The sequence below is a fragment of the Streptomyces sp. NPDC107454 genome (genome assembly GCF_055582885.1).
This window is the reverse complement of record NZ_JBVJPA010000002.1, coordinates 656,559-676,713: the sequence shown is the minus strand read 5'-3', so window position 1 is coordinate 676,713 and position 20,155 is coordinate 656,559. Positions and strand designations below refer to the sequence as shown.

The following is a 20,155-nucleotide window of genomic DNA, read 5'->3' as shown; positions in this document are numbered from 1 at the left end:
GTCACGCCGGGCGCAGCGCGCTGTGGATCGCCTTCTGTCCGGCGAAGAAGAGGGACTCCTCGCGTATCGAGGCACCCGGGCTGGGGGCGTGGATCATCATGCCGTTGCCGGTGTAGAACCCGACGTGGCTGACGTTGTCGTAGAAGAAGATCAGGTCGCCGAACTGGATGTCGGTCAGCGGAATCGCCGCACCGGCGGTCGCCTGCCCGTGCACGGTGCGCGGAAGCGCGACCCCGGCGGCCCTCCAGGCGGCCTGGACGAGGCTGGCGGAGTCGTACGAGTCCGGTCCGGTCGCGCCCCAGACGCACGGCTTGCCGATCTGCTCGCGGGCGAAGGCGAGGGCCTTGGCGGCCTTCCCGCCGTACGCCGACTCCGCAGCGCCGACGGCCGTGTTGACCACACCGGTGGAGACACCGGCACCCATGGACATGTCCGTGGCCGGCGGTACGCCTCCGCCGAGGGGCATGCCCGCGCCGGGCGGCATGCCCGCGGCCAGGGGCATTCCGGCGCCGAGGGACATGTCGGCAGCGAGGGGCATTCCCGTACCCATGGACATGTCCGTGGCCGGCGGTACGCCTCCGCCGAGGGGCATCCCCGCGCCGGGCGGCATGCCCGCGGCCAGGGGCATCCCCGTGCCGAGGGACATGTCCGCACCGAGCGGCATCCCGGTGCCGAAGGACATGTCCGGGCCGAGTGCGGTCGACTGCTGTCGCTGCCACTCCTCCGCGGTCTGCCGGCGAGCCTGGTCCTCCGGGGTGGGCCAGACGGCCTCGGCCGGACGTGACTCGATCGCCGCGGGCCCGGGGTTCCAGCGCGCGGCGTGCTGGGACACCAGATCACGGGCCAGCGCCAGCTTGCGCTGGATCTTCTCCTTGGACGTCTTCAACGAGGACTGCCCCGGCCCGGCGGGCAGCGCGGGCAGCAGGGCCGTGGCGGCCTCCAGCGTGGGCTGCGGCGCAGGCTCCGGCGCGGCCGGCAGTGCGGCGACGGCCCTGGCCGTCAACTCGGCCACGGGCCCGGCGGCCGCCTCGGCGGAGGGGCCCGCGGTCAACTCCAGAACAGGGCGGGCGGTCAACTCCCGCCCACGGTCGGTGAGTCCGTCCTCCGGCCGCTTCGCCGGGCCCGTGGGCCGCGCCTCGGCCGGGGGCTTCAGCATCCGGTCGGCCGGCAGCCTGGCCGGCGCGGACGGCCCCAGCTGCGCGCGCGCCGCGTCGAACCAGGTCCTGGTGATGTCGTCGAGGGCGGGGTCGCGGCGCCTGCGCGCGGCTTCCGGCGCCGGGTTGACGCGGCTTCGGCTCCCCGTGGTCATCGCGCGGGTCCCGTTGACGAACCCGACGGCGTTCTCGGCCTGGTCGTAGAGGGAGCTGATCCGCTGCTGCACCTCCTCGCGGCTCGGACCGTCCGCGCCACTGAGGGCGGCCGCCGCGCGTGCGGAGTCAGGCATGCCAGGGAGGCTGTTGCCTCCAGGGCGCGGGGTTCGTTCCGGCGCCATGGGAGCCGTACTCCTTCCGTACTCCGCCTACCGGGTCGGCTGTCGGGTTCGGGCGGAAGATTCCGGAAGGCATGCCCTACGGCCCTTGCCCGATCGGGCAGTTGGGCCGATTCACCCCAAGGTCGGTTGGGTCCAGGTTCCGGTCACCACGGGGGCACCGGATTCGGCGGAGGCCGCGCGACCCGGCGAGGTTCGCCGGAGGGAGTCGTGCGGCCTACCGCCAACTTAGCCAATTTGTGTGCCTGGTGTGAAGATTGGAGCGCGAACTGTCCGATATGTAATTGTGACCTTCGTCTACGTGTCCCGGTCACGACCAGGATGCCGTACGACCGCCGTGCGCCCCACGGTCGCCGCGAGCGTGCGCAACCGGCGCCAGTCCAAAGGGGGTTGGACCTCCGGCACACCGGGCCGTTCCTTCGGGACGCGGACGCGCAGGGCGCCGGGCTCGACGCGGCAGTGCACCGGGGCGGGCAGGACCAGGGCCTCGCCGTCGATGCCGGCCTCGATCTCCGCGCGGTCGGCGTCGATGACCACCTCACGGGTGGTCAGGACCACGAGCCCGTCCGGCGCGGGGTCCAGTACCAGCGCGGCGGCCTCGGCCGCGCTGTCCACCGTGATGCCGAGGACACCGAGCAGCCCGGAGTCGAGCCGTTCGCGGCGGCCGAGACCGGCCGGATCGTTGGTGCGGTAGGGGTTGTTGCTCACCAGTACGGCCTGCGGGGCGTCGAGCGTCGTGTCCGCGGCGCGAGCGGTCAGTCGCGGCCCGCGCTGGCGGGTGAGCAGGTCGGGCAGGAGATCCAGGATGGTGCCGATCTTGTCGTCGCGGTACGCGGGACTCTGCACGACCGTCGCGTACGCGCCGAAGGAGGCGTTGTTGACGAACGGGTGGCCGCCGGCGAAGCCGAGGTCCACGCGGAGTTCGACGCCGTCGGTGAGGGCGTCCAGACAGGTCGCCGGGTCGTCGCGGTCGAGGCCGAGGTCCATCGCGAAGTGATTGCGGGTGCCGGCGCAGACCACCAGGAACGGCAGACCGTGTTCGGCGGCGACGGCCGCGACCAGTGCCTGGGTACCGTCACCGCCCGCGACGCCCAGCAGATCCGCGCCGTCCGCGACGGCGGCCCGGGCCAGCGCGGTGACGTCCTGGTGCTTGTCCGGGTCGAGGAGCACGACCTGCGCGCCGAGCCCCTCCGCCTTCTCCCGCAGCCCGAACTTCGCCACCTTGCCGCCGCCGGAGCGCGGGTTCATGAGGAGGAAGGGGCGCCGCGGCGGCGGTGCCCTGCGCTCCTTCGGGCGCGGGGCGCGCGTCCGGTCGCTCCGCAGGGCGTACCGGCCGCTCCAGACGGCCACGGTCCACAGTGCCAGGGACACGGGAACGGCCCAGAGCAGCCCGGCCACGGCGAACAGGGTGAGCACGCCGCCGGGCACGACGGCCGCCAGCACGGCCGCCACCCAGCGGAGCGGACCGCGCCGGGTCAGCGCCCACCACAGCGCCGCCGCCGTGACGGCCACGCCGAGGAGCGCGGCCAGGAGCAGCAGTACGCCGTCCACGCCTCCGTAACCGAGCGGCAGCAGCACCGCCAGCGCCGCCGCGAGCAGCGCGGCCCTGGCCGCCCACCGATTCCCGTGGCCGACCCGCGCGCTCGTGTCCACACCCATCGCTCCTCCACGGACGTCGTAGAAGTCCGGCACTGGCGGGCCCGGCCGCACGGGAGCCCGGTTCGGCGGGTCGTTGGCTGTGTGCGGGGTCGGCCATCGACGACACAGTCGTATGCAACCGTCGGGCCAGGCCCCGCGCAACCGCCACGCTCCGCCGGGCCCGCGCCGACCGGGGCCGGACCGGGCGGTTCTCACCGAACCCTTGGGTCACCCCTCGGGGCCGGGACCGGCGCGGCTGATGCACGATGGGCGGCGGCGGGCCCCGGCAGGACGCCGGGTGTGGCGGGGAGGGACAGTGGTGATGAGTGGGCAGCGCGGCCGTGTCCTGGTCGTGGACGACGACGCGGCGATCCGCCGCTCGCTGGAGCGGGGCCTGAGGCTCGGCGGATTCGCCGTGGACCTGGCCGACGGGGGACGGCCGGCCCTGGCGGTGGCCCGGCGGACGCCGCCGGATGTGATCGTGCTGGACATCTCGATGCCCGACCTCAGCGGCATCGAGGTGTGCAGGGCACTGCGGGACGAGGACAACGACGTACCCGTGCTGATGCTCTCCGCACTCGACGAGACCGCCGACCGGATCGCGGGCCTGCAGGCGGGCGGCGACGACTACCTCGTCAAGCCCTTCGCCCTTCAGGAGCTGGTCCTGCGGCTGGAGGCACTGCTGCGGCGCAGGCCGCCGCGGGACAGCGGCACCGTACGGGTCGGCGGGCTGCTCCTGGATCCCGCCGCCCGCAGCGTGAGCCTCGACGGGCGGCCGGTGGAACTGACCCGCCGCGAGTTCGAACTCCTCCACTTCCTCGCCCGCAACGCCGGCATCGTGCTCAGCCGGGACCAGCTCCTCGATCGCGTATGGGGCTACGACTTCGAGGTGCGCACCGACGCGGTGGACACCTTCGTCAGCTATCTGCGCCGCAAACTGGAGACGTCGGGGCGCTCCCGGATCGTCCACACCGTACGAGGCGTGGGCTTCGTCCTGCGCGACGACGACCCGCGGGAGCGGCCGTGAGACTGTCCACGCGGATCGCCCTGGCCGTCGGCGCCAGCGTGCCCGTACTGGTACTGGCCACCGGCTGGCTGCTGCTGCGGCTGGTCGCCGCGGATCTGCACGATCAGCAGGACACGCATCTGCGTGAGCGCGCGGTGGCCGTCGCCAAGGACGCCCGGGGGCTGCTGCGCGCGAGCGCCGCCGACCGGTCGGCGGCGGTGGAGCAGGCCCGCGAGCGCCGGGTGTTCACCTCGGCCCTGGACGTGGGCGTACGGCTGATCGGCCCCGAGGAGACCTTCACCGGCGGCCCGCAACCGGCGGCGGACGTGGCGCTGCCCGCCAGGGCGCCCGTGCCGGTCACCCTCCGTGCCGACGGCAGGAGCTGGCGGATCCTGTCGACCCGGGTGACCGGGGCGCGCCCCGGCGTGCGCGGCACCCTGTGGCTGTTCGCGTCCGACACCGCCGCCGACACCCAGGTGCGCCTGGTCCGACGGCGCGCGGTGACCGTCGCCCTGCTCGCCGCACCGCTGTCCGGGCTGCTCGCCTGGGCCGTCGCCACCCGGGCGAGCGCACCGCTGCGCCGTCTGCAACGCCGGGCGAGCGGCCTCGACCCCCGCTCCAGTTCCACCCGCCTGGACCACAGCCCGACGCGGATCGCCGAGGTCGACGACCTCGCACACACCCTGCAGACCGTCCTGGCACGCTACGACGAGCAGGCGCTCAGGACCGCCGAGGCACTGGCCACCGCCCGCTCCTTCGCCTCGGCGGCCTCGCACGAACTGCGCACCCCGCTGATGAGCATGCAGACCAACCTGGAGATCCTCACCGAGCATCCGGAGCTCGCCGGACCCGACCGCGACGAAGTGCTGCACGACCTGAGCCGCGAACACGCACGCCTCCTCGGGGTCCTCGTCATGCTGCGCGACCTCGGCCGCGGAGACCTCGTCGAGGCGGACGCCTTCGGCCCGGTCGACCTCGCCGACCTCGTCGAAGCGAGCACGCAGGAACAGCGGCGACGCCATCCGCACGCACGGGTGGCCGGCCACTGCGCAGCGGGGCTGCGCGTACACGGCTGGGAGGCGGGACTGCGGAGCCTGGTGGACAACCTGCTCGTCAACGCCCTGGTCCACGGACACACGGACGGGCAGCCCCCGCAGGTCGAGGTGACCCTGCGCGCGAGCGGCGCCGACGCGCTCCTGGTCGTCGAGGACCGGGGCCCTGGCATCCCGCCCGCGCTGCGCACCGAGGTCTTCGAACGCTTCCGCCGCCGACCGGACAGCCCCGGCTCCGGCCTCGGACTGACCCTGGTCGCCCAGCAGATCGCCCTGCACCGAGGTGGGATCCGGGTACTGGACCGGCCCACGGGTCCGGGTACCCGCGTCGAGGTCACGCTGCCGCTGAGCGACGGCACCGCGGACACGGGGGCCACGCTTCCGCTCCCGCGCAACTGGATGATCACGGCCGCCGACCGGCCACAAGAATTCCACAAAGACGGCTCCTAGCTTTCCCGGCGACAGGGCAGTCGCCCGTGAACGTGGAGGAGTTCGTCATGCCAAGCACCAGGAAGACCGTGATCTCGGTCGTCTCGTTGGTCGCCGCCGGATCGCTGTTCGGCGCCGCCGGCGCCGCCACCGCCGACGCCGCGACTCCCGCGCCGTCCGGCACCCCCACGGGCGACGGCGCGGCGGCGCTCTGCAAGCGCGCGCCGAAGATCGACCGGCGGATCGACCGGATCCTCACCCGGCTGCGCGCGGACGCTTCCCAGCGTGGCTCCATCGCCCGTCTCGAGCAGCGGGTGGCGAACGCCAAGTCCGCGGGGCACACCCAGATCGAGACCTACCTGAACGACCGGCTCACCGCCCGGCGCTCTCTGGTCCCCACTCTGGAGACCCGCCAGAAGGACCTGGCCGACGTCGAGAAGTGGTGCGGCACCCACGACAACGGTCGTACGAACTGATGCGCGCGCGCCACACCGTGCCGGCCGTACTGGCCGCCCTGCTGTTCCTGGCGGGATGCGGCCACGGCGGGAGCGCACAGAGCACGCACGGCACACAGACCGCACAGGGCACGCAGACCACTCGGCAGCCCGCGCCCACCTCCTCCGCGGACCTCGGTCATCTGCGGAAACTCGTCGACGACGCCGATTCCGCGGCGAGCGCGGCGGAGTCGGACATGGCCCGGGAGTGAGGTCAGCGTTCCGTCGGCGGGGGCGATCCGGTGGGATGGAGCCGGTGGTGGCCGTCGACGGGGCGGGTGGCGAAATGCGGTCGATGCGGGTGGTGGGACGCGGTGCGTTCGATGATCAGGAGGGCGGCGTCGTCGCCGGGGTGGTCGCCGACGTGCGCGAGGAGGTCGTCGTGGATGTGCCGCAGCAGGGCGTCGGGGCTGGAGACGGGAAAGGAGGCGACCCGCTCGAGCAGCGGGTAGAAGACGCCCGACGGTGAGCGGGCTTCGATGACGCCGTCGGTGTAGAGCAGGAGGATGTCACCGGTTTCGAAGGTGAACGGGTCGGCCCGGTGGCTCGAGGCGGGCAGCTCGCACATGCCCAGCGGGGGGAGGGGGTGGCGCGGGTGCAGGACCGTGACCTCCCGGTTGTGCAGCAGGAGAGGCGGTGGATGACCGCAGGTGATCATCCAGGCATCCGCCTCCTCGTCGGGGATGTCGAGCACGAGCGAGGTGATGAAGTGCTCGCCCGGGTCGTGCTCGGTGTCGGCCACGTCCTCCAGGTCGCGGCACACACTGACCTCCAGTGCAGCCGTGAGCTCGGGCAGGGTGGCATACCGGTGAGCGCCCTCCCGGAACGAGCCGAGCACCACCGAGGCCTCGCCGATGGAGGCCAGACCCTTGCCGCGTACGTCCCCGATGATCACCCGCGTGGAGGCCTGGGCGGAGCGGGAGACCGCGAACAGGTCGCCGCCGATCTGCGTCTCGTCCTCGGCGGCCAGATACAGCCAGGCCACGCGCAAGGGCCCGATCCGGCGGGGCGGTGGTCGCAGCAGGACCCGCTGTGCCGTCTCGGCCACCGACCGTGCCCGGCTCAGCTCCCGGGCACGCCGCTCGCGTACATGGCAGACGAAGACCACCAGCGCGGAGAGCACGGTCAGGGCGATGATCTGCGCGATGTGGTTGGAGGTGGTCAGCCCGCCGTGGAACACCGCGATGAAGACCTGGGCGGCCACGGCCAGCACCCCCACGGCCGCGGTCAGCCGTGGCCCGGCCAGGGAGGCGGTGAGGGCGGGGGCGATGACCAGCAACGGACCCAGATGGACATCGGTCGGGGAGTGGAGGTCCGCCACCGTGATCACTACGATCAGCGCGAGTGGGATTGCCACCAGTCCGCGGCCCGACGGCTGCTCCACGAGGCGGTCCACTGACACACGCCGGACATCCACATACCCTATTTTGCCCCCGATTCCGAGGCCTGTGCTTCCCGGCGGCGAGTCATAAGATCGGCTTATGAGGTCATAGATCCAACCCGGCTACTGACTAAGGTTTGCCTTAGTTTAGGCTTCCCGACGAGCCACCCTGCCACCGTTCGAAGGGAACCTGATCATGCCTCGCCCTCTGCGGGTAGCCATTGTCGGAGCCGGCCCCGCCGGGATCTACGCTGCCGACGCGCTGCTGAAGTCCGCAGTTGCGGTCGAGCCCGGTGTGTCCATCGACCTCTTCGAACGGATGCCGGCCCCCTTCGGCCTGATCCGTTACGGCGTGGCCCCCGACCACCCGCGGATCAAGGGCATCATCACGGCCCTGCACCAGGTGCTCGACAAGCCCCAGATACGTCTCTTCGGCAATGTCGACTACCCCGGGGACATCAACCTCGACGACCTGCGCACCTTCTACGACGCCGTGATCTTCTCCACGGGGGCGACGGCCGACCGGGCCCTCGACATACCCGGCATCGGCCTCGACGGCTCCTACGGTGCCGCGGACTTCGTCTCCTGGTACGACGGCCACCCGGACGTGGCGCGGACCTGGCCGCTCGAAGCGGAGAAGGTCGCCGTCCTCGGCGTCGGCAACGTCGCGCTCGACGTCGCCCGCGTCCTCGCCAAGACCGCCGACGAACTGCTGCCGACCGAGATCCCCCAGAACGTCCATGACGGCCTCAAGGCCAACAAGGCCCTGGAGGTCCACGTCTTCGGCCGCCGCGGTCCGGCGCAGGCGAAGTTCAGCCCGATGGAGCTGCGGGAACTGGACCACTCCCCGAACATCGAGGTCATCGTCGACCCCGAGGACATCGACTACGACGAGGGGTCGATCGCGACCCGGCGTGGCAACAAGCAGGCCGACATGGTCGCCAAGACCCTGGAGAACTGGGCCATCCGCGACACCGGTGACCGCCCGCACAAGCTGTTCCTGCACTTCTTCGAGTCCCCGACCGAGATCCTCGGCGAGAACGGCCAGGTCGTGGGCCTGCGCACCGAGCGCACCGCCCTCGACGGCACCGGCAACGTCAAGGGAACCGGCGAGTACAAGGACTGGGACCTCGGTGCGGTCTACCGCGCCGTGGGCTACCTGTCCGACGAACTGCCCAAGCTCCCCTGGGACGCCGAGTCGGGCACGGTCCCGGACCAGGGCGGCCGGGTGATCGAGGAGACCGGCGAGCACCTGCAGTCGACATACGTCACCGGCTGGATCCGTCGCGGCCCCGTCGGTCTGATCGGCCACACCAAGGGCGACGCCAACGAGACCGTCGCCAGCCTGCTCGACGACCACGCGAACGGACGTCTGCACACGCCCGGCTCGCCCGACCCGGAGGCCGTGGACGCGTTCCTCGGCGAGCGGGACGTCCGCTTCACCACCTGGGAGGGCTGGTACCGCCTGGACGCCGCGGAGAAGGCGCTGGGCGAACCGCAGGGCCGGGAACGCGTCAAGATCGTCGAGCGCGAGGACATGCTCGACGCGAGCGGCGCGTAGGCCTCGGGGCTCCTCTGAGCCCCCTCGGCCTCAGGCCCTCCTCGGCCTCGGAACCCTCTGGCCTCAGGACCCCTTGCTCGCGTTGACGGTGTTGATGACGGCGTCGGCCATGCCGCGTTCACCGCGTGCGTTGGGGTGGACGGGTGCGGCGGGGGCGAGCGGCACGAGGGGTTCGACCCAGCGTGCCTCACGCGCGGAACACGCGTCGTGACCGCTCGACGGAGCGTAGGTGTCGACATACCCGGCACCTGCGGCTTCGGCGCGTTGCCGCAGGGTGGCGTTGAGCCGCTGCTGCTCCTGGTGGAGGAAGGTGACGTCGCCGGGTGCGAGGCCCATGTCGCGGCCGCAGTCGCCGGCCGTGGCGGGCAGGATCGCCGGGTACCCGACCACGTAGACGCGTGCCTGCGGCGCGCGGCGTTTGACCTCGGCCAGGGTGCCGGCGAGCCGGTCGCCCACGGTGCTGATCTTCTGCCGGACGGCGTCGGTGGTGCCGTCGACGTACTGGCTGCGGCAGGGGGCGTGGTTGCCGGTGTACTTGCCGCTGCCGGTGGCGAAGTAGAGGATGCCGGATTTGGCGCACTGCGTGATCAGTTTGCCGAAGCCGATGTCGTTGCCGCCGATGCCGAGGGTGACGAGGGCGGTGTGGGTGCTGAGGGCGGAGAGCTGGGCGGGGTTGGTGCCGTGGCTCGTGGTCTGGGGTGCGGTGAGGTCCTCGACGGTGGCGCCGGTGCAGCTCATGTCGTGGAAGTCGGCCTTTTCGACGCCGAGTTCGTGGGCGACCAGGGTGGGGTAGTTGTGGTCGGAGCGATCGCATCCCGTGGGGGTTCCGGTCCCTGAGGGGATACCGGCGCCGGCGGTGTAGGAGTCACCCAGTGCCACATACGGACCGGGACCTGCTGATGACCCGGAGACGGCCGCGCTCTTCGGGGCGGCGGTGGCCGAGCCGTTGTTGTCTCCCAGGCTGGTGGCGGCGAAAAAAATGCCGCCCGCGGCCATGACGGCGAGCCCGGCTCGTGCGGAAGTCTTCATGTGTCAACGATCTCGGTGCCGGCTCGCCGTCACGAGAGAGCCCACTCCCGAACCGATGGTGTAGCGGGTTACACCATCGGTGAGAGCGACGCCCTTCAGTCGACGTAGTCGGCGACCAGAGTCGCGAACTCGTCGGGGGTGACCAGCCGGATGCCGAGGTCCTCGGCCTTGGCGCGCTTGGATCCGGCGCCTTCGCCGGCGACGACCAGCGTGGTCTTCTTGGAGACGCTGGAGGAGGAGCGGCCACCGGCGCGCTCGATGAGTTCGTTCATCTGGTTGCGGCTGAGCTTCTCCAGCGGGCCGGTCATGGCTCCGGTGACGACGACCGCCATCCCGGTCAGCGGCCCTCCCACCGGCTCCGCGCCCTGGGCGCCGCTGTCGGTGTCGGTGTCGGTGTCGTCGGCGGTGACGGGCGGAGTGGCACCGGGCTCGGTCATGTTGACCCCGGCCGCGGCGAGCTTGTCGATGAGCGGGGCGAGTTCGGCGAGTTCGGCCACGATGGACGGGGCCTTCTCCGTGCCGATGCCCTCGACCCGCTGCATCGCTTCGGCGTCGGCGGCACGGATGTGGTCCATGGTCGCGAAGTACCGGGCGATACGACGGGACATGGAGCGGCCCGTACCGCGGACGCCGAGCGCGCACAGCACCCGCGACAACGGCTGCCCCTTGGCCGCGCCGATCGCCGCGAGGAGATTGTCGGTGCTGGTCTCACCCATCCGTTCCAGGGCGAGGAGCTGGTCGCGCGCGAGGGCGAACACGTCGGCCAGATCGGCGACCAGGCCGGCCTCGACGAGCTGGACGACACGGGTGTGGCCGAGGCCCTCGATGTCGAGCTGGTCGCGGCCGGCGGCGTACGAGAGGGCGGCGACCAGGTGGCAGTTGCGGCCGCTCTCACAACGCCAGCGCTGCTCGCTGGTGTCGATGGTGGAGCCGCATCGCGGGCACACCTCGGGGAAGACGATCGGCCGCTCCTCTCCGGTGCGCAGATGGGCGACGGGGGCTTCGACGCGGGGAATCACGTCCCCGGCGCGGTGGACCATCACGTGGTCGCCCAGACGCAGGTCGCGGCGGGTGATGTCGGCAGGGTTGTGGAGGGTGGCGTAGGTGATGGTGGAGCCGTCGATCTCGACCGGTTCGAGGACCGCGCGCGGAGCGATGATGCCGGTGCGGCCCACGTTCCACTCCACCTCCAGCAGCCGGGTGATCTTCTCCACGGCCGGCAGCTTGTAGGCGATCGCCCAGCGCGGTGCACGCGAACCGGATCCGGCGGCCTCCTGATCGGCGGCGAGGTCGGCCTTGATGACTATCCCGTCGATCCCGAACGGCAACTCCGCCCGAAGCGCGGCGATCTCCTTGACCCGGGACAGGACCTGCTCGGCGGTCTCCGCCGTGGTCCCGGGCACGGCGGTGGCGGCGGTCGTGTTCACGCCGAGTTCGCCGCACCGGGCCATCAGCTCGCTGTGCGCGGCCTCACCCAGCCGTGCCGCGAGGGCGTCCTCGGTGCCGGGCAGTGGCAGCAGGGCATAGCCGAAGAAGGTCATCGGCACGGTGTACGCGCGGTCCTTGGCGCGCAGCGTGCCCGCCGCGGCGTTGCGCGGGTTCGCGAACGGCTGGCCGCCGTGCGCGGTGCGTGCCTCGTTGGCGTGCTCGAACTGGGCGGTGGTCATCAGGACTTCGCCGCGCACCTCCACCGTGACCGGTTCGGCCAGTTCGGCCGGGAGGCCTTCGACGGTGCCGATGGCATGCGAGACGTCCTCCCCGGCCGTCCCGTCGCCACGGGTGATCAGCCGGGTGAGGCGACCACGGGTGTACCGGGCGGCGATAGCGAGCCCGTCGAGCTTCGGCTCGACACCGAACCGGGTGACGTCATGGCCGATCCGCCGGGCCAGCGACGCGGTCCAGGCGGTGAACTCCTCGGGCGAGAAGACGTTGTCCAGGCTCAACATGGGCACCGTGTGCGGGACATCGCCCTCCACCGCGCCACCGGCGACCTTCCCGGTCGGTGAGTCGGGCAGCACCTCGTCGGGATGAGCGGACTCCCACGCCGCGATGCCCCGCACGAGCCGGTCGTAGGTGTCGTCGTCCAGCACCGACGTACCGCCCGCGTAGTAGGCGGCCGAAGCCTTCACGGCGTCCTCGACCGCCTGCGCGTAGGCGGCGGCATCCACGATCACTGCGGCTGGTGTTGTCATACCCGCCATCCTGCACGCCACCACTGACAACGCCCCGGCACGCGTCTGCTGCCCGCCGGAAACCAGGTGACCGCGAGGGCGGTGACCACTACGGTGAACTCGTTCAGGTGCGAAGGTTTCGGCTACTTCTCCTGTCAAGAGAGAGACGCGGGTTCGAATCCCGTCGCCCGCTCCGGCGGGTGTCGTCCAGCGGCCCAGGACACTTACGTCGCCGACACCGATCCCGATCTCTGAACACCGCGACACGAGCCGTCCGCCACGGGGGAGTACAGGCGGACGGCTTCGTCGTGCGCGTAGGAGCGGCTGTCGGTGATGACGGGCCGCCGCTCCCGCCGCAGCCCGCGGGCTGCGGCTCGGCTCACTCGGGCGGCGCGCACCCCGGTGCGCCCACCCGTAGACCGTCCATCACGAGGTCCAGAAGGCGGGTGGCGCGCGGCTGCCAGTCCCCGTCCGCGTCGATCTGCCAGAGACCGGCGATGAAGAGGAAGAAGTCCTCCGGGGTCACTCCGGGGCGGATGGTGCCCGCCTTGTCGTTCGCCGCCAGGAGCAGCGCGATGGCCGAGGACATCCCGCTGTGCCCCAGCCGGGTCAGGGTGCCGTGCGCGAGGGTGGTCGCGCGCAGGGCCTCGGCCAGGCCGACCTTGGTCATGGCGAACTGGGCGAGGCGGTCCATCCACTCCCGCAGGGCCCGGTCCGGCGCACGCGTCTCGAGCAGCTGCGCCGCGGTGTCGGCGACCTGCTGCACCTCGTGGCGGTAGATCTCCAGGAGGAGTGCCTCGCGATTGGGGAAGTTGCGGTAGAACGTCCCTTGCCCGACCCCCGCCTTCTTGGCGATCGCGCTGAGCGGGGTGTCGGCCGACCGTGTCAGCTCGGCCAGGGCCACCTCGAGAATGCGCTCGCGATTGCGTTGCGCGTCCGAGCGCAGCGGGGTGGCCTTCTTCTGCTGCACTCGGGCCTCCTTCGTCCTTCGCCCGCCCAGGCGAGTACCTTGCTAAGCGGACAGCTGTCCGATAGGTTCGGGATGAGCGGACAACTGTCCGGTTAGGGGTTCACCATACCGCCGGATCCGGCCAGTGTGGACCATCGGTGCGCCCTTTTCCCGGCCCTCTCGCGACTTCCTTCCCCCCTCAGACAGGCGAAAGAAGGCTGATCATGGCCCCCACGACGTCCAGCGCCACGACCTCGACGTCCAGCGCCATCACCCTGCACGTCAACGGCGAGAAGTACACGCTGCCCGTCGACCATCGCACCACCCTGCTCGACGCCCTGCGTGAGCGTCTCGATCTCACCGGTACCAAGAAAGGCTGCGATCAGGGCCAGTGCGGCGCCTGTACGGTGCTGCTCGACGGACGCCGGGCCGTCTCCTGTCTGCAACTCGCCGTCGCCTCCGAGGGGCGCGAGATCACCACCATCGAAGGGGTGGCGGACGGTGAGCGGCTGCATCCCGTGCAACAGGCCTTCCTCGACCTCGACGGCTACCAGTGCGGCTACTGCACGCCCGGCCAGATCTGTTCGGCCCTCGCGGTGATCGAGGAGCACGCGGCGGGCTGGCCCAGCGCCGTGACCGCGGACGTGCGGCCCGAAGCGGGGGTTCCCCAGCTCACGCCCGAGGAGATCCGTGAGCGGATGAGCGGCAACCTGTGCCGGTGCGGCGCGTATGTGTCGATCGTCCAGGCCGTCGCGCGGGCGGCGCAGTCGTCCGATACACGGTCGTCCGAGACCAAGGAGGAGGCGGCATGAGGGAGTTCGACTACGAGCGCGCCTATGACGTCACCGGCGCGGTCGCCCTGCTGGGCGCCGACCCGGACGCACGCTATCTCGGCGGTGGCACCAATCTCGTCGACCTGATGAAGAGCGGGGTGGAGCGGCCCGCCCGGCTCGTCGACGTGCGTGAACTCCCCCTCGACCGCGTCGAGTTCACAAGGAGCGCCGGGCTGCGGATCGGCGCGACCGTGACCAACAGCGACCTCGCCGCCCATCCCGACGTGCGGCGCCGCTACCCGGCCCTGACCCAGGCCGTGCTGGCCGGGGCCTCCGGTCAGCTGCGCAACATGGCCACGGTCGGCGGAAACCTGCTCCAGCGCACCCGCTGCGGCTACTTCGCCGATCTGGCGAAGCCCTGCAACAAGCGGGTCCCCGGCAGCGGTTGCCCGGCGATCGAGGGCGAGCACCACAACCACGCCGTCCTCGGTGCCTCCGCGCACTGCGTGGCCACGCACCCCTCGGACATGGCCGTGGCCCTCACCGCCTTCGACGCCGTCGTCTCGTACGAAACGGCGGACGGTCCGGGGGAGTTGCCGCTCGCGGAGTTCTATCTGCCGGTGGGTGACACCCCGCACCTGGAGACCGCTCTGCCGCCCGGCGCGCTGATCACCGGCGTCAACCTGCCGGCCGCCCCGGTCGCCGCCCGCTCCCGCTACCGCAAGGTGCGCGAGCGCGCCTCGTACGCGTTCGCGATCGGCTCGATCGCCGCCGCCCTCGACGTCCACGACGGTGTCGTACGCGAAGTGCGCCTCGCCTTCGGCGCGGTGGCCTCCCGGCCGTGGCGGGCCCGTGCGGCCGAACGGGCGCTGACCGGAGGACCGGCGAGCGCCGAGGCCTTCGCCGCCGCCGCGGACGCCGAGCTCGCGGCAGCCCGGACGCTGCCCCACAACGGATACAAGGTGCCCCTGATGCGCAATCTCGTCGTGGCGATGCTGACCGAACTCACCGAGGAGGCGGCCCGATGAGCGGTACGACCGCGACCACGACCGCGACGGCGGCGGCGACCGCGACGATCGGGGCCGTCGGCGCCGCCCGCACCCGCGTCGAGGGCGTGGCCAAGGTCACCGGGGCGGCGCGCTACGCGGGCGAGGTCCCGTATCCCGAACTCGCCCACGGCTGGCTGGTGTTGTCCACCGTGGCCCGTGGCCGGATCCGCGCGGTGGAGTCCGCGCCCGTCCTCGCGATGCCGGGCGTCGTCGCCGTCCTGCACCACGAGAACGCCCCGCGTCTCAACGGCGACTACACGAACGCCTTCGGGGCGCCCGACCCGATCGCCCAGATCTTCCAGCACGACCGGGTCCCGTTCGTCGGCTGGCCGGTGGCGCTGGTCGTCGCCGAGACGCCCGAGCAGGCCAGGGAGGCCGCCGAGGCCCTCGTCGTCGTGTACGACGAGGAGGGCCACGACGTCGTGTTCGCCGCCGGGCTCCCCGGGGTGTACGCGCCGGAGAGCGCCCCCGCCGCGCAGAAGGGCGACCTGGAGGCCGAACTCGCCGCGTCCGCCGTCGTCGTGGACGCCGAGTACAGCACTCCGGAGGAGCACCACAGCCCCATGGAGCCGCACGCGGCGATCGCACGCTGGGACGGCGGCCGGCTCGAGGTCGTCGACTCCAACCAGGGCAGCAGGTTCGTGGCGGACGAGCTCGCGAAGCTGTTCTCGCTCGACCCCCAGTCGGTGCGGGTGCGCTCGGAACACGTCGGCGGCGGCTTCGGCTCCAAGGGCACCCGCCCGCACTCGGTCGCCGCCGCGATGGCCGCGACCGTCCTGCAGCGGCCCGTGCGCGTCGTACTGACCCGCCGCCAGATGTTCTCGCTGGTCGGCTACCGCAGCCCCACGGCCCAGCGGGTCAGGCTCGGCGCCGACGCGGACGGCCGGCTGCGCGCGTTCGACCACCGGGCCGAGAGCCTCACCTCGACCGTCCACGAGTTCGTCGAGCGGTGCGCCGAGTTCGGGCGCGCGATGTACGACTCCGACGCGCACTACTCACAGAGCCGTGTCGTACGGCTCGACGTGCCGACCCCGAGCTGGATGCGGGCGCCGGGCGAGGCGCCGGGCTCGTTCGCGCTGGAGTCCGCGCTCGACGAACTCGCCGAGAAGTGCGGACTCGACCCGATCGCGCTGCGCGCCCGTAACGAACCGGCCGTCGGCCCCGTCTCCGGGCTGCCGTTCAGCGGCCGCAACCTGCTCGCGTGCTTCGAGGAGGGGGCCCGCCGGTTCGGCTGGGCGGACCGTGACCCGCGTCCCGGTGTCCGCCGCGAGGGCCGCTGGCTGCTCGGGACCGGCACCGCCGCCTCCACGTTCCCCGTGCTGTCCGCCCCGTCCACGGCGGCCGTGACGGCCGAGCCGGACGGCAGCTTCACCGTACGGATCACCGCGTCCGACGTCGGGACCGGGGCCCGGACCGCGCTCACCCTGATCGCCGCGGACGCGCTGGAGGTGGCGCCGGAGCGCATCCGGATGCGCATCGCGGACAGCGACTTCGGCTTCGCGATGATCGCCGGCGGCTCGATGGGCACCCGCTCCTGGGCCTGGGCGATCAGGGTCGCGGCGGACGAGCTGCGCGAGCGGCTGGCCCTGGGCGGCGGCATTCCGCCCGAGGGGATCACGGCACGCTCGGACACCTCCCAGGCGGTCGGCGCGCTGGAACAGAAGGAACGGCACTCCTTCGGGGCCCAGTTCGCCGAGGTCGCCGTCGATGTCACCAGCGGGGAGGTGCGGGTGCGGCGGATGCTCGGCATCTTCGCGGCCGGCCGGATCGTCAACCCGCTGACCGCGCGCGGGCAGTTCGTCGGAGGCATGATCTGGGGCCTGTCCATGGCCCTGCACGAGGAGGCTCACCGGGACCGGGCGAGCGGCGGCCATGTCGGCGCCGACCTCGCCGGCTACCACTTCTCCGCCCACGCCGACGTACCCGACATCGAGGCGGACTGGGTCGACGACCCCGACCCCGGGGACCCGGTCGGCATCAAGGGCATCGGCGAGATCGGGGTCGTCGGAGCGGCGGCGGCGATCGCCAACGCGGTCTGGCACGCGACGGGTGTACGCCACCGGAACCTGCCGATCCGCCCGGACCGGGTGCTCCTGGCGGGTACGGGAGGGGACCGGGATGCTTGACATCGCCGACGAGCTGAACCGGTGGGCCGAGGAGGGCCGGGACTTCGCCGTCGCCACCGTCGTGAGCGTCGGCGGCAGCGCCCCGCGCGGCCCCGGCGCCGCCCTCGCGGTCGACAGCGGCGGCACGGCCATCGGCTCGGTCTCCGGCGGCTGTGTGGAAGGCGCCGTGTACGACCTGTGCGTCCAGGCGCTCCAGGACGGCCGGACGGTGCTGGAACGGTTCGGCTACAGCGACGAGGACGCCTTCGCGGTGGGGCTGACCTGCGGCGGGGTCATCGAGGTCCTGGTCACCCCGATGCGCGCGCAGGCGCCTGAGCGGCCGGTGTACGCGGCGGCCCTTGCGGCCGCGTCCCGGGGCGAGGCGGCGGCCGTCGCCCGGGTGGCCCGGGGACCGGCGGAACTGCTGGGCAGGGTGCTGCTCGTCCGCCCCGACGGCTCGTCCGACTCCTCCGGGGCGTCCACGTCGTACGGGGGAGGCCCGGGCGTCTTGCACGAGGGGAGCCTCGGCGGTCGTCCGGAGCTGGACCGCACGGCGGTGGCCGAGGCTCGTGCCCTGCTGGCGGCGGGCCGCACCGGCACCCTCGAACTGTCGGAGGACGGCGCGCGCTGCCCGGGTGGCGTGACCCTGCTCGTCGAGTCGAGCGTGCCACCGCCCCGAATGATCGTCTTCGGCGCCGTGGACTTCGCGACGGCGCTGGTACGGGTGGGCAGGTTCCTCGGCTATCACGTGACCGTGTGCGACGCCCGCCCGGTCTTCGCCACCCGGGTCCGCTTTCCCGACGCCGACGAGATCGTGGTCGACTGGCCGCACCGCTACCTCCGGCGCACCGTGACCGACGACCGCACGGTCCTGTGCGTGCTCACGCACGACGCCAAGTTCGACGTACCGCTGCTGGAGGCGGCTCTGCGGATGCCGGTGGCGTTCGTCGGCGCCATGGGGTCTCGCCGCACGCACGAGGACCGTGAGCGGCGGCTGCGCGAAGTCGGCCTCGGTGAGCGGGAGCTGGCCCGCCTGAGATCCCCGATCGGGCTCGACCTCGGGGCCCGTACGCCCGAGGAGACCGCGCTGTCCATCGCGGCGGAGATCGTCGCGGCCCGGGAGGGCGGGACAGGCGCTCCACTGACCGGCTCCAGAACCCCGATCCACCGCGACGGGGGTGGGCGGGGGACCGGTGCGCAGGGGGCGCGGGAGGCCGCCTGAGGAAGACGCGTGCGGGAGGTGCTCGGGTCGACCACTCTGGAGGTACCGCCGGTTCCCGGCCGGCGCGACCTGGGAGGTTGGAATGGACACCATGCACGCGGTGCGCGGCCACCGGCGGGGCGGCCCCGAGCAGCTGACGTACGAGGTCGCCCCGCGTCCGGTGCCGGGCCGGGGAGAGGTCCTGGTCGAGGTGCGGTCCGCGTCCATCACGCCCGACGAACTGGTCTGGGACGCGACCTGGACCGACAGCCTCGACGACAGCGGCAGCGAGCGGGTGCCCATCGTGCCGTCGAAGGAGGTGTCGGGTGTCGTCGCCGAGCTCGGCCCCGAGGTGTCGGACTGGGACGTCGGCGACGAGGTGTACGGACTGATCCCGTTCACCCGGGACGGGGCCGCGGCGGAGTTCGTCGCCGTCCCCGCGGCCGTACTCGCCGCAAAGCCGGCCCGGCTCGACCACGACCACGCGGCGGCGCTGCCGCTGGCCGGGCTGACGGCCTGGCAGGGTCTGGTCGAGCACGGCGGCCTGCGCCCCGGTGCCCGGGTGCTGGTGCAGGGCGGCGCAGGCGGGGTGGGCTCCTTCGCGGTACAGGTCGCGGTCTCACTCGGCGCCTCGGTCACCGCGACGGCCGGCGCCGAAGCCGCCGACTTCGTACGCGAGCTGGGCGCCGAACAGGTCATCGACTACCGGAGTGAACGCTTCGAGGAGCAGGTCAAGGACGTCGACCTGGTCTTCGACACCGTCGGCGGCGACACCCAGGAGCGCTCCTGGGGGGTATTGCGTCCCGGCGGCCGTCTGGTGAGCATCGTCGCCCCGCCCGACGCCACGAAGGAGGGCGGCAGGTTCTTCATCGTGGAACCGGACCGCTCCGGCCTTGAGGAGCTGTCCCGCCTGGTCGCGGACGGCGAACTGGCCCCGCCCGTCGACCGCGTCTTCCCCCTCGCCGAGACCGCGCAGGCGTACGCGGCACTGGAACAGGGCCACCGCCGGGGCAAGATCGTGCTGCACGTCTCCTGAGCCCACACCGGTCACGGCAGGTCGTCGAGCCGTGGCCGCGGCTCAGGAAGCCGAGGCCGAGCGAGTGAGCCAGTCGTACGCGGTCTGTGCGGTGAACTCGCGCTGACCGCCGCGCAGGAGCAGACCCGCCGTGGCGAACTCCGGGTCGTCGGCCTGTGCGGCGACGTACGGGACGGCGATGCAGCGCATCCCGGCCGCGTGCGCGGCGGCGGCGCCCGGAGCGGCGTCCTCCAGGACCACGCAGTCCGCCGGGTCGGCCTCCAGCCGGCGCGCCGCTTCCAGGAAGACGTCCGGGGCGGGCTTGCCGTGCGCGACCTCGTCGGCCGAGACGACGGTCGTCAGATGGGCGGCCAGGCCGGTGCCCGTCAGGATCGCCTCGATCGCGGCGGGTGCCGAGCCCGAGGCCACGGCCGTCGCAACGCCCTCGGCGGCCAGCAGTTCCACGAACTTCCGCATCTCCGGGTACACGTGCGTGGCGGCGCGGGCCAGCTCCAGATAGCGGCGGTTCAGGTCGGTGAGCAGGGCGTCCAGCGGGGGCCGCAGGCCGTAGCGCTCCTTCCAGAGCGCCACCGTCTCCCGGGTGCTGATGCCGACGTAGCGCTCGTGCTCGGTCCAGGTGAAGCCGGTGATGCCCTGCTCGGCGAGCGTCTGGCGGCCGGCCTCGAAATAGTTCGGCTCGCTGTCCACGAGTGTGCCGTCGAGATCGAAGATGACCGAAGTACGGCCGAGAGTGCTCATGGGATCCAGGATGCCAAGCGAGGGCCGGGCGCGGCCGATCACCCCTGTGCCACC

17 protein-coding genes and 1 riboswitch are annotated in these 20,155 nt (G+C 72.4%); of the genes, 10 read left to right on the top strand and 7 right to left on the bottom strand.

Annotated features, from left to right (window positions below; all coding sequences use genetic code 11):
• Position 1: 1 nt before the first annotated feature.
• Complete coding sequence (locus ACZ69M_RS07160) at positions 2-1,444, bottom strand: C40 family peptidase (protein WP_470047379.1); 1,443 nt, start codon at positions 1,442-1,444, stop codon at positions 2-4.
• Between the two features lie 56 nt (positions 1,445-1,500).
• Positions 1,501-1,671: riboswitch (cyclic di-AMP (ydaO/yuaA leader) on the bottom strand.
• Positions 1,672-1,786: 115 nt separating this feature from the next.
• Entirely contained in the window at positions 1,787-3,148 is a 1,362-nt protein-coding gene (locus tag ACZ69M_RS07155) for a diacylglycerol/lipid kinase family protein (protein WP_470047377.1), read from the bottom strand.
• A 301-nt stretch (positions 3,149-3,449) separates the two neighbouring features.
• Here ACZ69M_RS07155 and ACZ69M_RS07150 point away from each other — a divergent pair, with 301 nt between their 5' ends.
• The 4 genes from ACZ69M_RS07150 to ACZ69M_RS07135 are packed head-to-tail and all read left to right on the top strand — an operon-like array spanning position 3,450 to position 6,320.
• The gene (locus tag ACZ69M_RS07150) at positions 3,450-4,154 is read left to right on the top strand and encodes a response regulator transcription factor (protein ID WP_470047376.1); all 705 of its coding nucleotides are present in this window, start codon (positions 3,450-3,452) and stop codon (positions 4,152-4,154) included.
• Complete coding sequence (locus ACZ69M_RS07145; RefSeq protein WP_470047374.1) at positions 4,151-5,635, top strand: sensor histidine kinase; 1,485 nt, start codon at positions 4,151-4,153, stop codon at positions 5,633-5,635. Before ACZ69M_RS07150 ends, ACZ69M_RS07145 begins: the two co-directional genes overlap by 4 nt.
• A 47-nt stretch (positions 5,636-5,682) precedes the next feature.
• Positions 5,683-6,090, top strand: coding sequence for a hypothetical protein (locus ACZ69M_RS07140; protein ID WP_470047372.1), 408 nt, complete (start codon positions 5,683-5,685; stop codon positions 6,088-6,090).
• Positions 6,090-6,320, top strand: coding sequence for a hypothetical protein (locus ACZ69M_RS07135; RefSeq protein ID WP_470047370.1), 231 nt, complete (start codon positions 6,090-6,092; stop codon positions 6,318-6,320). Before ACZ69M_RS07140 ends, ACZ69M_RS07135 begins: the two co-directional genes overlap by 1 nt.
• 2 nt (positions 6,321-6,322) lie before the next feature.
• Here the strand turns inward: ACZ69M_RS07135 and ACZ69M_RS07130 are convergent, their stop codons facing one another.
• Positions 6,323-7,510 carry a PP2C family protein-serine/threonine phosphatase gene (locus tag ACZ69M_RS07130; RefSeq protein WP_470047368.1) on the bottom strand — a complete coding sequence of 396 codons (1,188 nt, stop codon included), beginning with the start codon at positions 7,508-7,510 and terminating at the stop codon, positions 6,323-6,325.
• Between the two features lie 175 nt (positions 7,511-7,685).
• On the opposite strand from ACZ69M_RS07130, the gene ACZ69M_RS07125 reads away from it, so the two are divergent.
• Complete coding sequence (locus ACZ69M_RS07125) at positions 7,686-9,050, top strand: FAD-dependent oxidoreductase (RefSeq protein WP_470047367.1); 1,365 nt, start codon at positions 7,686-7,688, stop codon at positions 9,048-9,050.
• A gap of 63 nt (positions 9,051-9,113) precedes the next feature.
• On the opposite strand, the gene ACZ69M_RS07120 is transcribed toward ACZ69M_RS07125, so the two are convergent.
• From ACZ69M_RS07120 to ACZ69M_RS07110, 3 genes are all read right to left on the bottom strand, one after another.
• The gene (locus ACZ69M_RS07120) at positions 9,114-10,079 is read right to left on the bottom strand and encodes an SGNH/GDSL hydrolase family protein (RefSeq protein WP_470047365.1); all 966 of its coding nucleotides are present in this window, start codon (positions 10,077-10,079) and stop codon (positions 9,114-9,116) included.
• Positions 10,080-10,174: 95 nt separating this feature from the next.
• Positions 10,175-12,280, bottom strand: a complete 2,106-nt coding sequence (gene ligA, locus ACZ69M_RS07115) for an NAD-dependent DNA ligase LigA (protein WP_470047363.1) — start codon at positions 12,278-12,280, stop codon at positions 10,175-10,177.
• 349 nt (positions 12,281-12,629) lie between these two features.
• The gene (locus ACZ69M_RS07110; RefSeq protein WP_470047361.1) at positions 12,630-13,220 is read right to left on the bottom strand and encodes a TetR/AcrR family transcriptional regulator; all 591 of its coding nucleotides are present in this window, start codon (positions 13,218-13,220) and stop codon (positions 12,630-12,632) included.
• Between the two features lie 203 nt (positions 13,221-13,423).
• On the opposite strand from ACZ69M_RS07110, the gene ACZ69M_RS07105 reads away from it, so the two are divergent.
• The 5 genes from ACZ69M_RS07105 to ACZ69M_RS07085 all read left to right on the top strand — a co-directional run bounded on the left by ACZ69M_RS07105 (position 13,424) and on the right by ACZ69M_RS07085 (position 19,363).
• Positions 13,424-14,011 carry a (2Fe-2S)-binding protein gene (locus ACZ69M_RS07105; protein WP_470047359.1) on the top strand — a complete coding sequence of 196 codons (588 nt, stop codon included), beginning with the start codon at positions 13,424-13,426 and terminating at the stop codon, positions 14,009-14,011.
• On the top strand, positions 14,008-15,000 hold the full coding sequence (locus ACZ69M_RS07100) for an FAD binding domain-containing protein (RefSeq protein WP_470047357.1): 993 nt from the start codon (positions 14,008-14,010) through the stop codon (positions 14,998-15,000). The genes ACZ69M_RS07105 and ACZ69M_RS07100 overlap by 4 nt, the downstream gene beginning before the upstream one ends.
• Positions 14,997-17,147, top strand: a complete 2,151-nt coding sequence (locus tag ACZ69M_RS07095; protein WP_470047355.1) for a xanthine dehydrogenase family protein molybdopterin-binding subunit — start codon at positions 14,997-14,999, stop codon at positions 17,145-17,147. Before ACZ69M_RS07100 ends, ACZ69M_RS07095 begins: the two co-directional genes overlap by 4 nt.
• Positions 17,140-18,348, top strand: a complete 1,209-nt coding sequence (locus tag ACZ69M_RS07090; protein WP_470047353.1) for an XdhC family protein — start codon at positions 17,140-17,142, stop codon at positions 18,346-18,348. Before ACZ69M_RS07095 ends, ACZ69M_RS07090 begins: the two co-directional genes overlap by 8 nt.
• 82 nt (positions 18,349-18,430) lie before the next feature.
• Positions 18,431-19,363 carry an NADP-dependent oxidoreductase gene (locus tag ACZ69M_RS07085; RefSeq protein WP_470047351.1) on the top strand — a complete coding sequence of 311 codons (933 nt, stop codon included), beginning with the start codon at positions 18,431-18,433 and terminating at the stop codon, positions 19,361-19,363.
• 42 nt (positions 19,364-19,405) lie between these two features.
• On the opposite strand, the gene ACZ69M_RS07080 is transcribed toward ACZ69M_RS07085, so the two are convergent.
• Positions 19,406-20,101 carry an HAD family hydrolase gene (locus ACZ69M_RS07080; RefSeq protein ID WP_470047349.1) on the bottom strand — a complete coding sequence of 232 codons (696 nt, stop codon included), beginning with the start codon at positions 20,099-20,101 and terminating at the stop codon, positions 19,406-19,408.
• Positions 20,102-20,155 lie beyond the last annotated feature (54 nt).

Coding starts and splice junctions, on each gene's coding strand:
- ACZ69M_RS07160 (WP_470047379.1), bottom strand. CDS start 1,444: ATGCCTGACTCCGCACGCGCGGCGGCCGCCCTCAGTGGCGCGGACGGT.
- ACZ69M_RS07155 (WP_470047377.1), bottom strand. CDS start 3,148: ATGGGTGTGGACACGAGCGCGCGGGTCGGCCACGGGAATCGGTGGGCG.
- ACZ69M_RS07150 (WP_470047376.1), top strand. CDS start 3,450: ATGAGTGGGCAGCGCGGCCGTGTCCTGGTCGTGGACGACGACGCGGCG.
- ACZ69M_RS07140 (WP_470047372.1), top strand. CDS start 5,683: ATGCCAAGCACCAGGAAGACCGTGATCTCGGTCGTCTCGTTGGTCGCC.
- ACZ69M_RS07135 (WP_470047370.1), top strand. CDS start 6,090: ATGCGCGCGCGCCACACCGTGCCGGCCGTACTGGCCGCCCTGCTGTTC.
- ACZ69M_RS07125 (WP_470047367.1), top strand. CDS start 7,686: ATGCCTCGCCCTCTGCGGGTAGCCATTGTCGGAGCCGGCCCCGCCGGG.
- ACZ69M_RS07120 (WP_470047365.1), bottom strand. CDS start 10,079: ATGAAGACTTCCGCACGAGCCGGGCTCGCCGTCATGGCCGCGGGCGGC.
- ligA (WP_470047363.1), bottom strand. CDS start 12,280: ATGGCGGGTATGACAACACCAGCCGCAGTGATCGTGGATGCCGCCGCC.
- ACZ69M_RS07105 (WP_470047359.1), top strand. CDS start 13,424: ATGGCCCCCACGACGTCCAGCGCCACGACCTCGACGTCCAGCGCCATC.
- ACZ69M_RS07100 (WP_470047357.1), top strand. CDS start 14,008: ATGAGGGAGTTCGACTACGAGCGCGCCTATGACGTCACCGGCGCGGTC.
- ACZ69M_RS07095 (WP_470047355.1), top strand. CDS start 14,997: ATGAGCGGTACGACCGCGACCACGACCGCGACGGCGGCGGCGACCGCG.
- ACZ69M_RS07090 (WP_470047353.1), top strand. CDS start 17,140: ATGCTTGACATCGCCGACGAGCTGAACCGGTGGGCCGAGGAGGGCCGG.
- ACZ69M_RS07085 (WP_470047351.1), top strand. CDS start 18,431: ATGGACACCATGCACGCGGTGCGCGGCCACCGGCGGGGCGGCCCCGAG.
- ACZ69M_RS07080 (WP_470047349.1), bottom strand. CDS start 20,101: ATGAGCACTCTCGGCCGTACTTCGGTCATCTTCGATCTCGACGGCACA.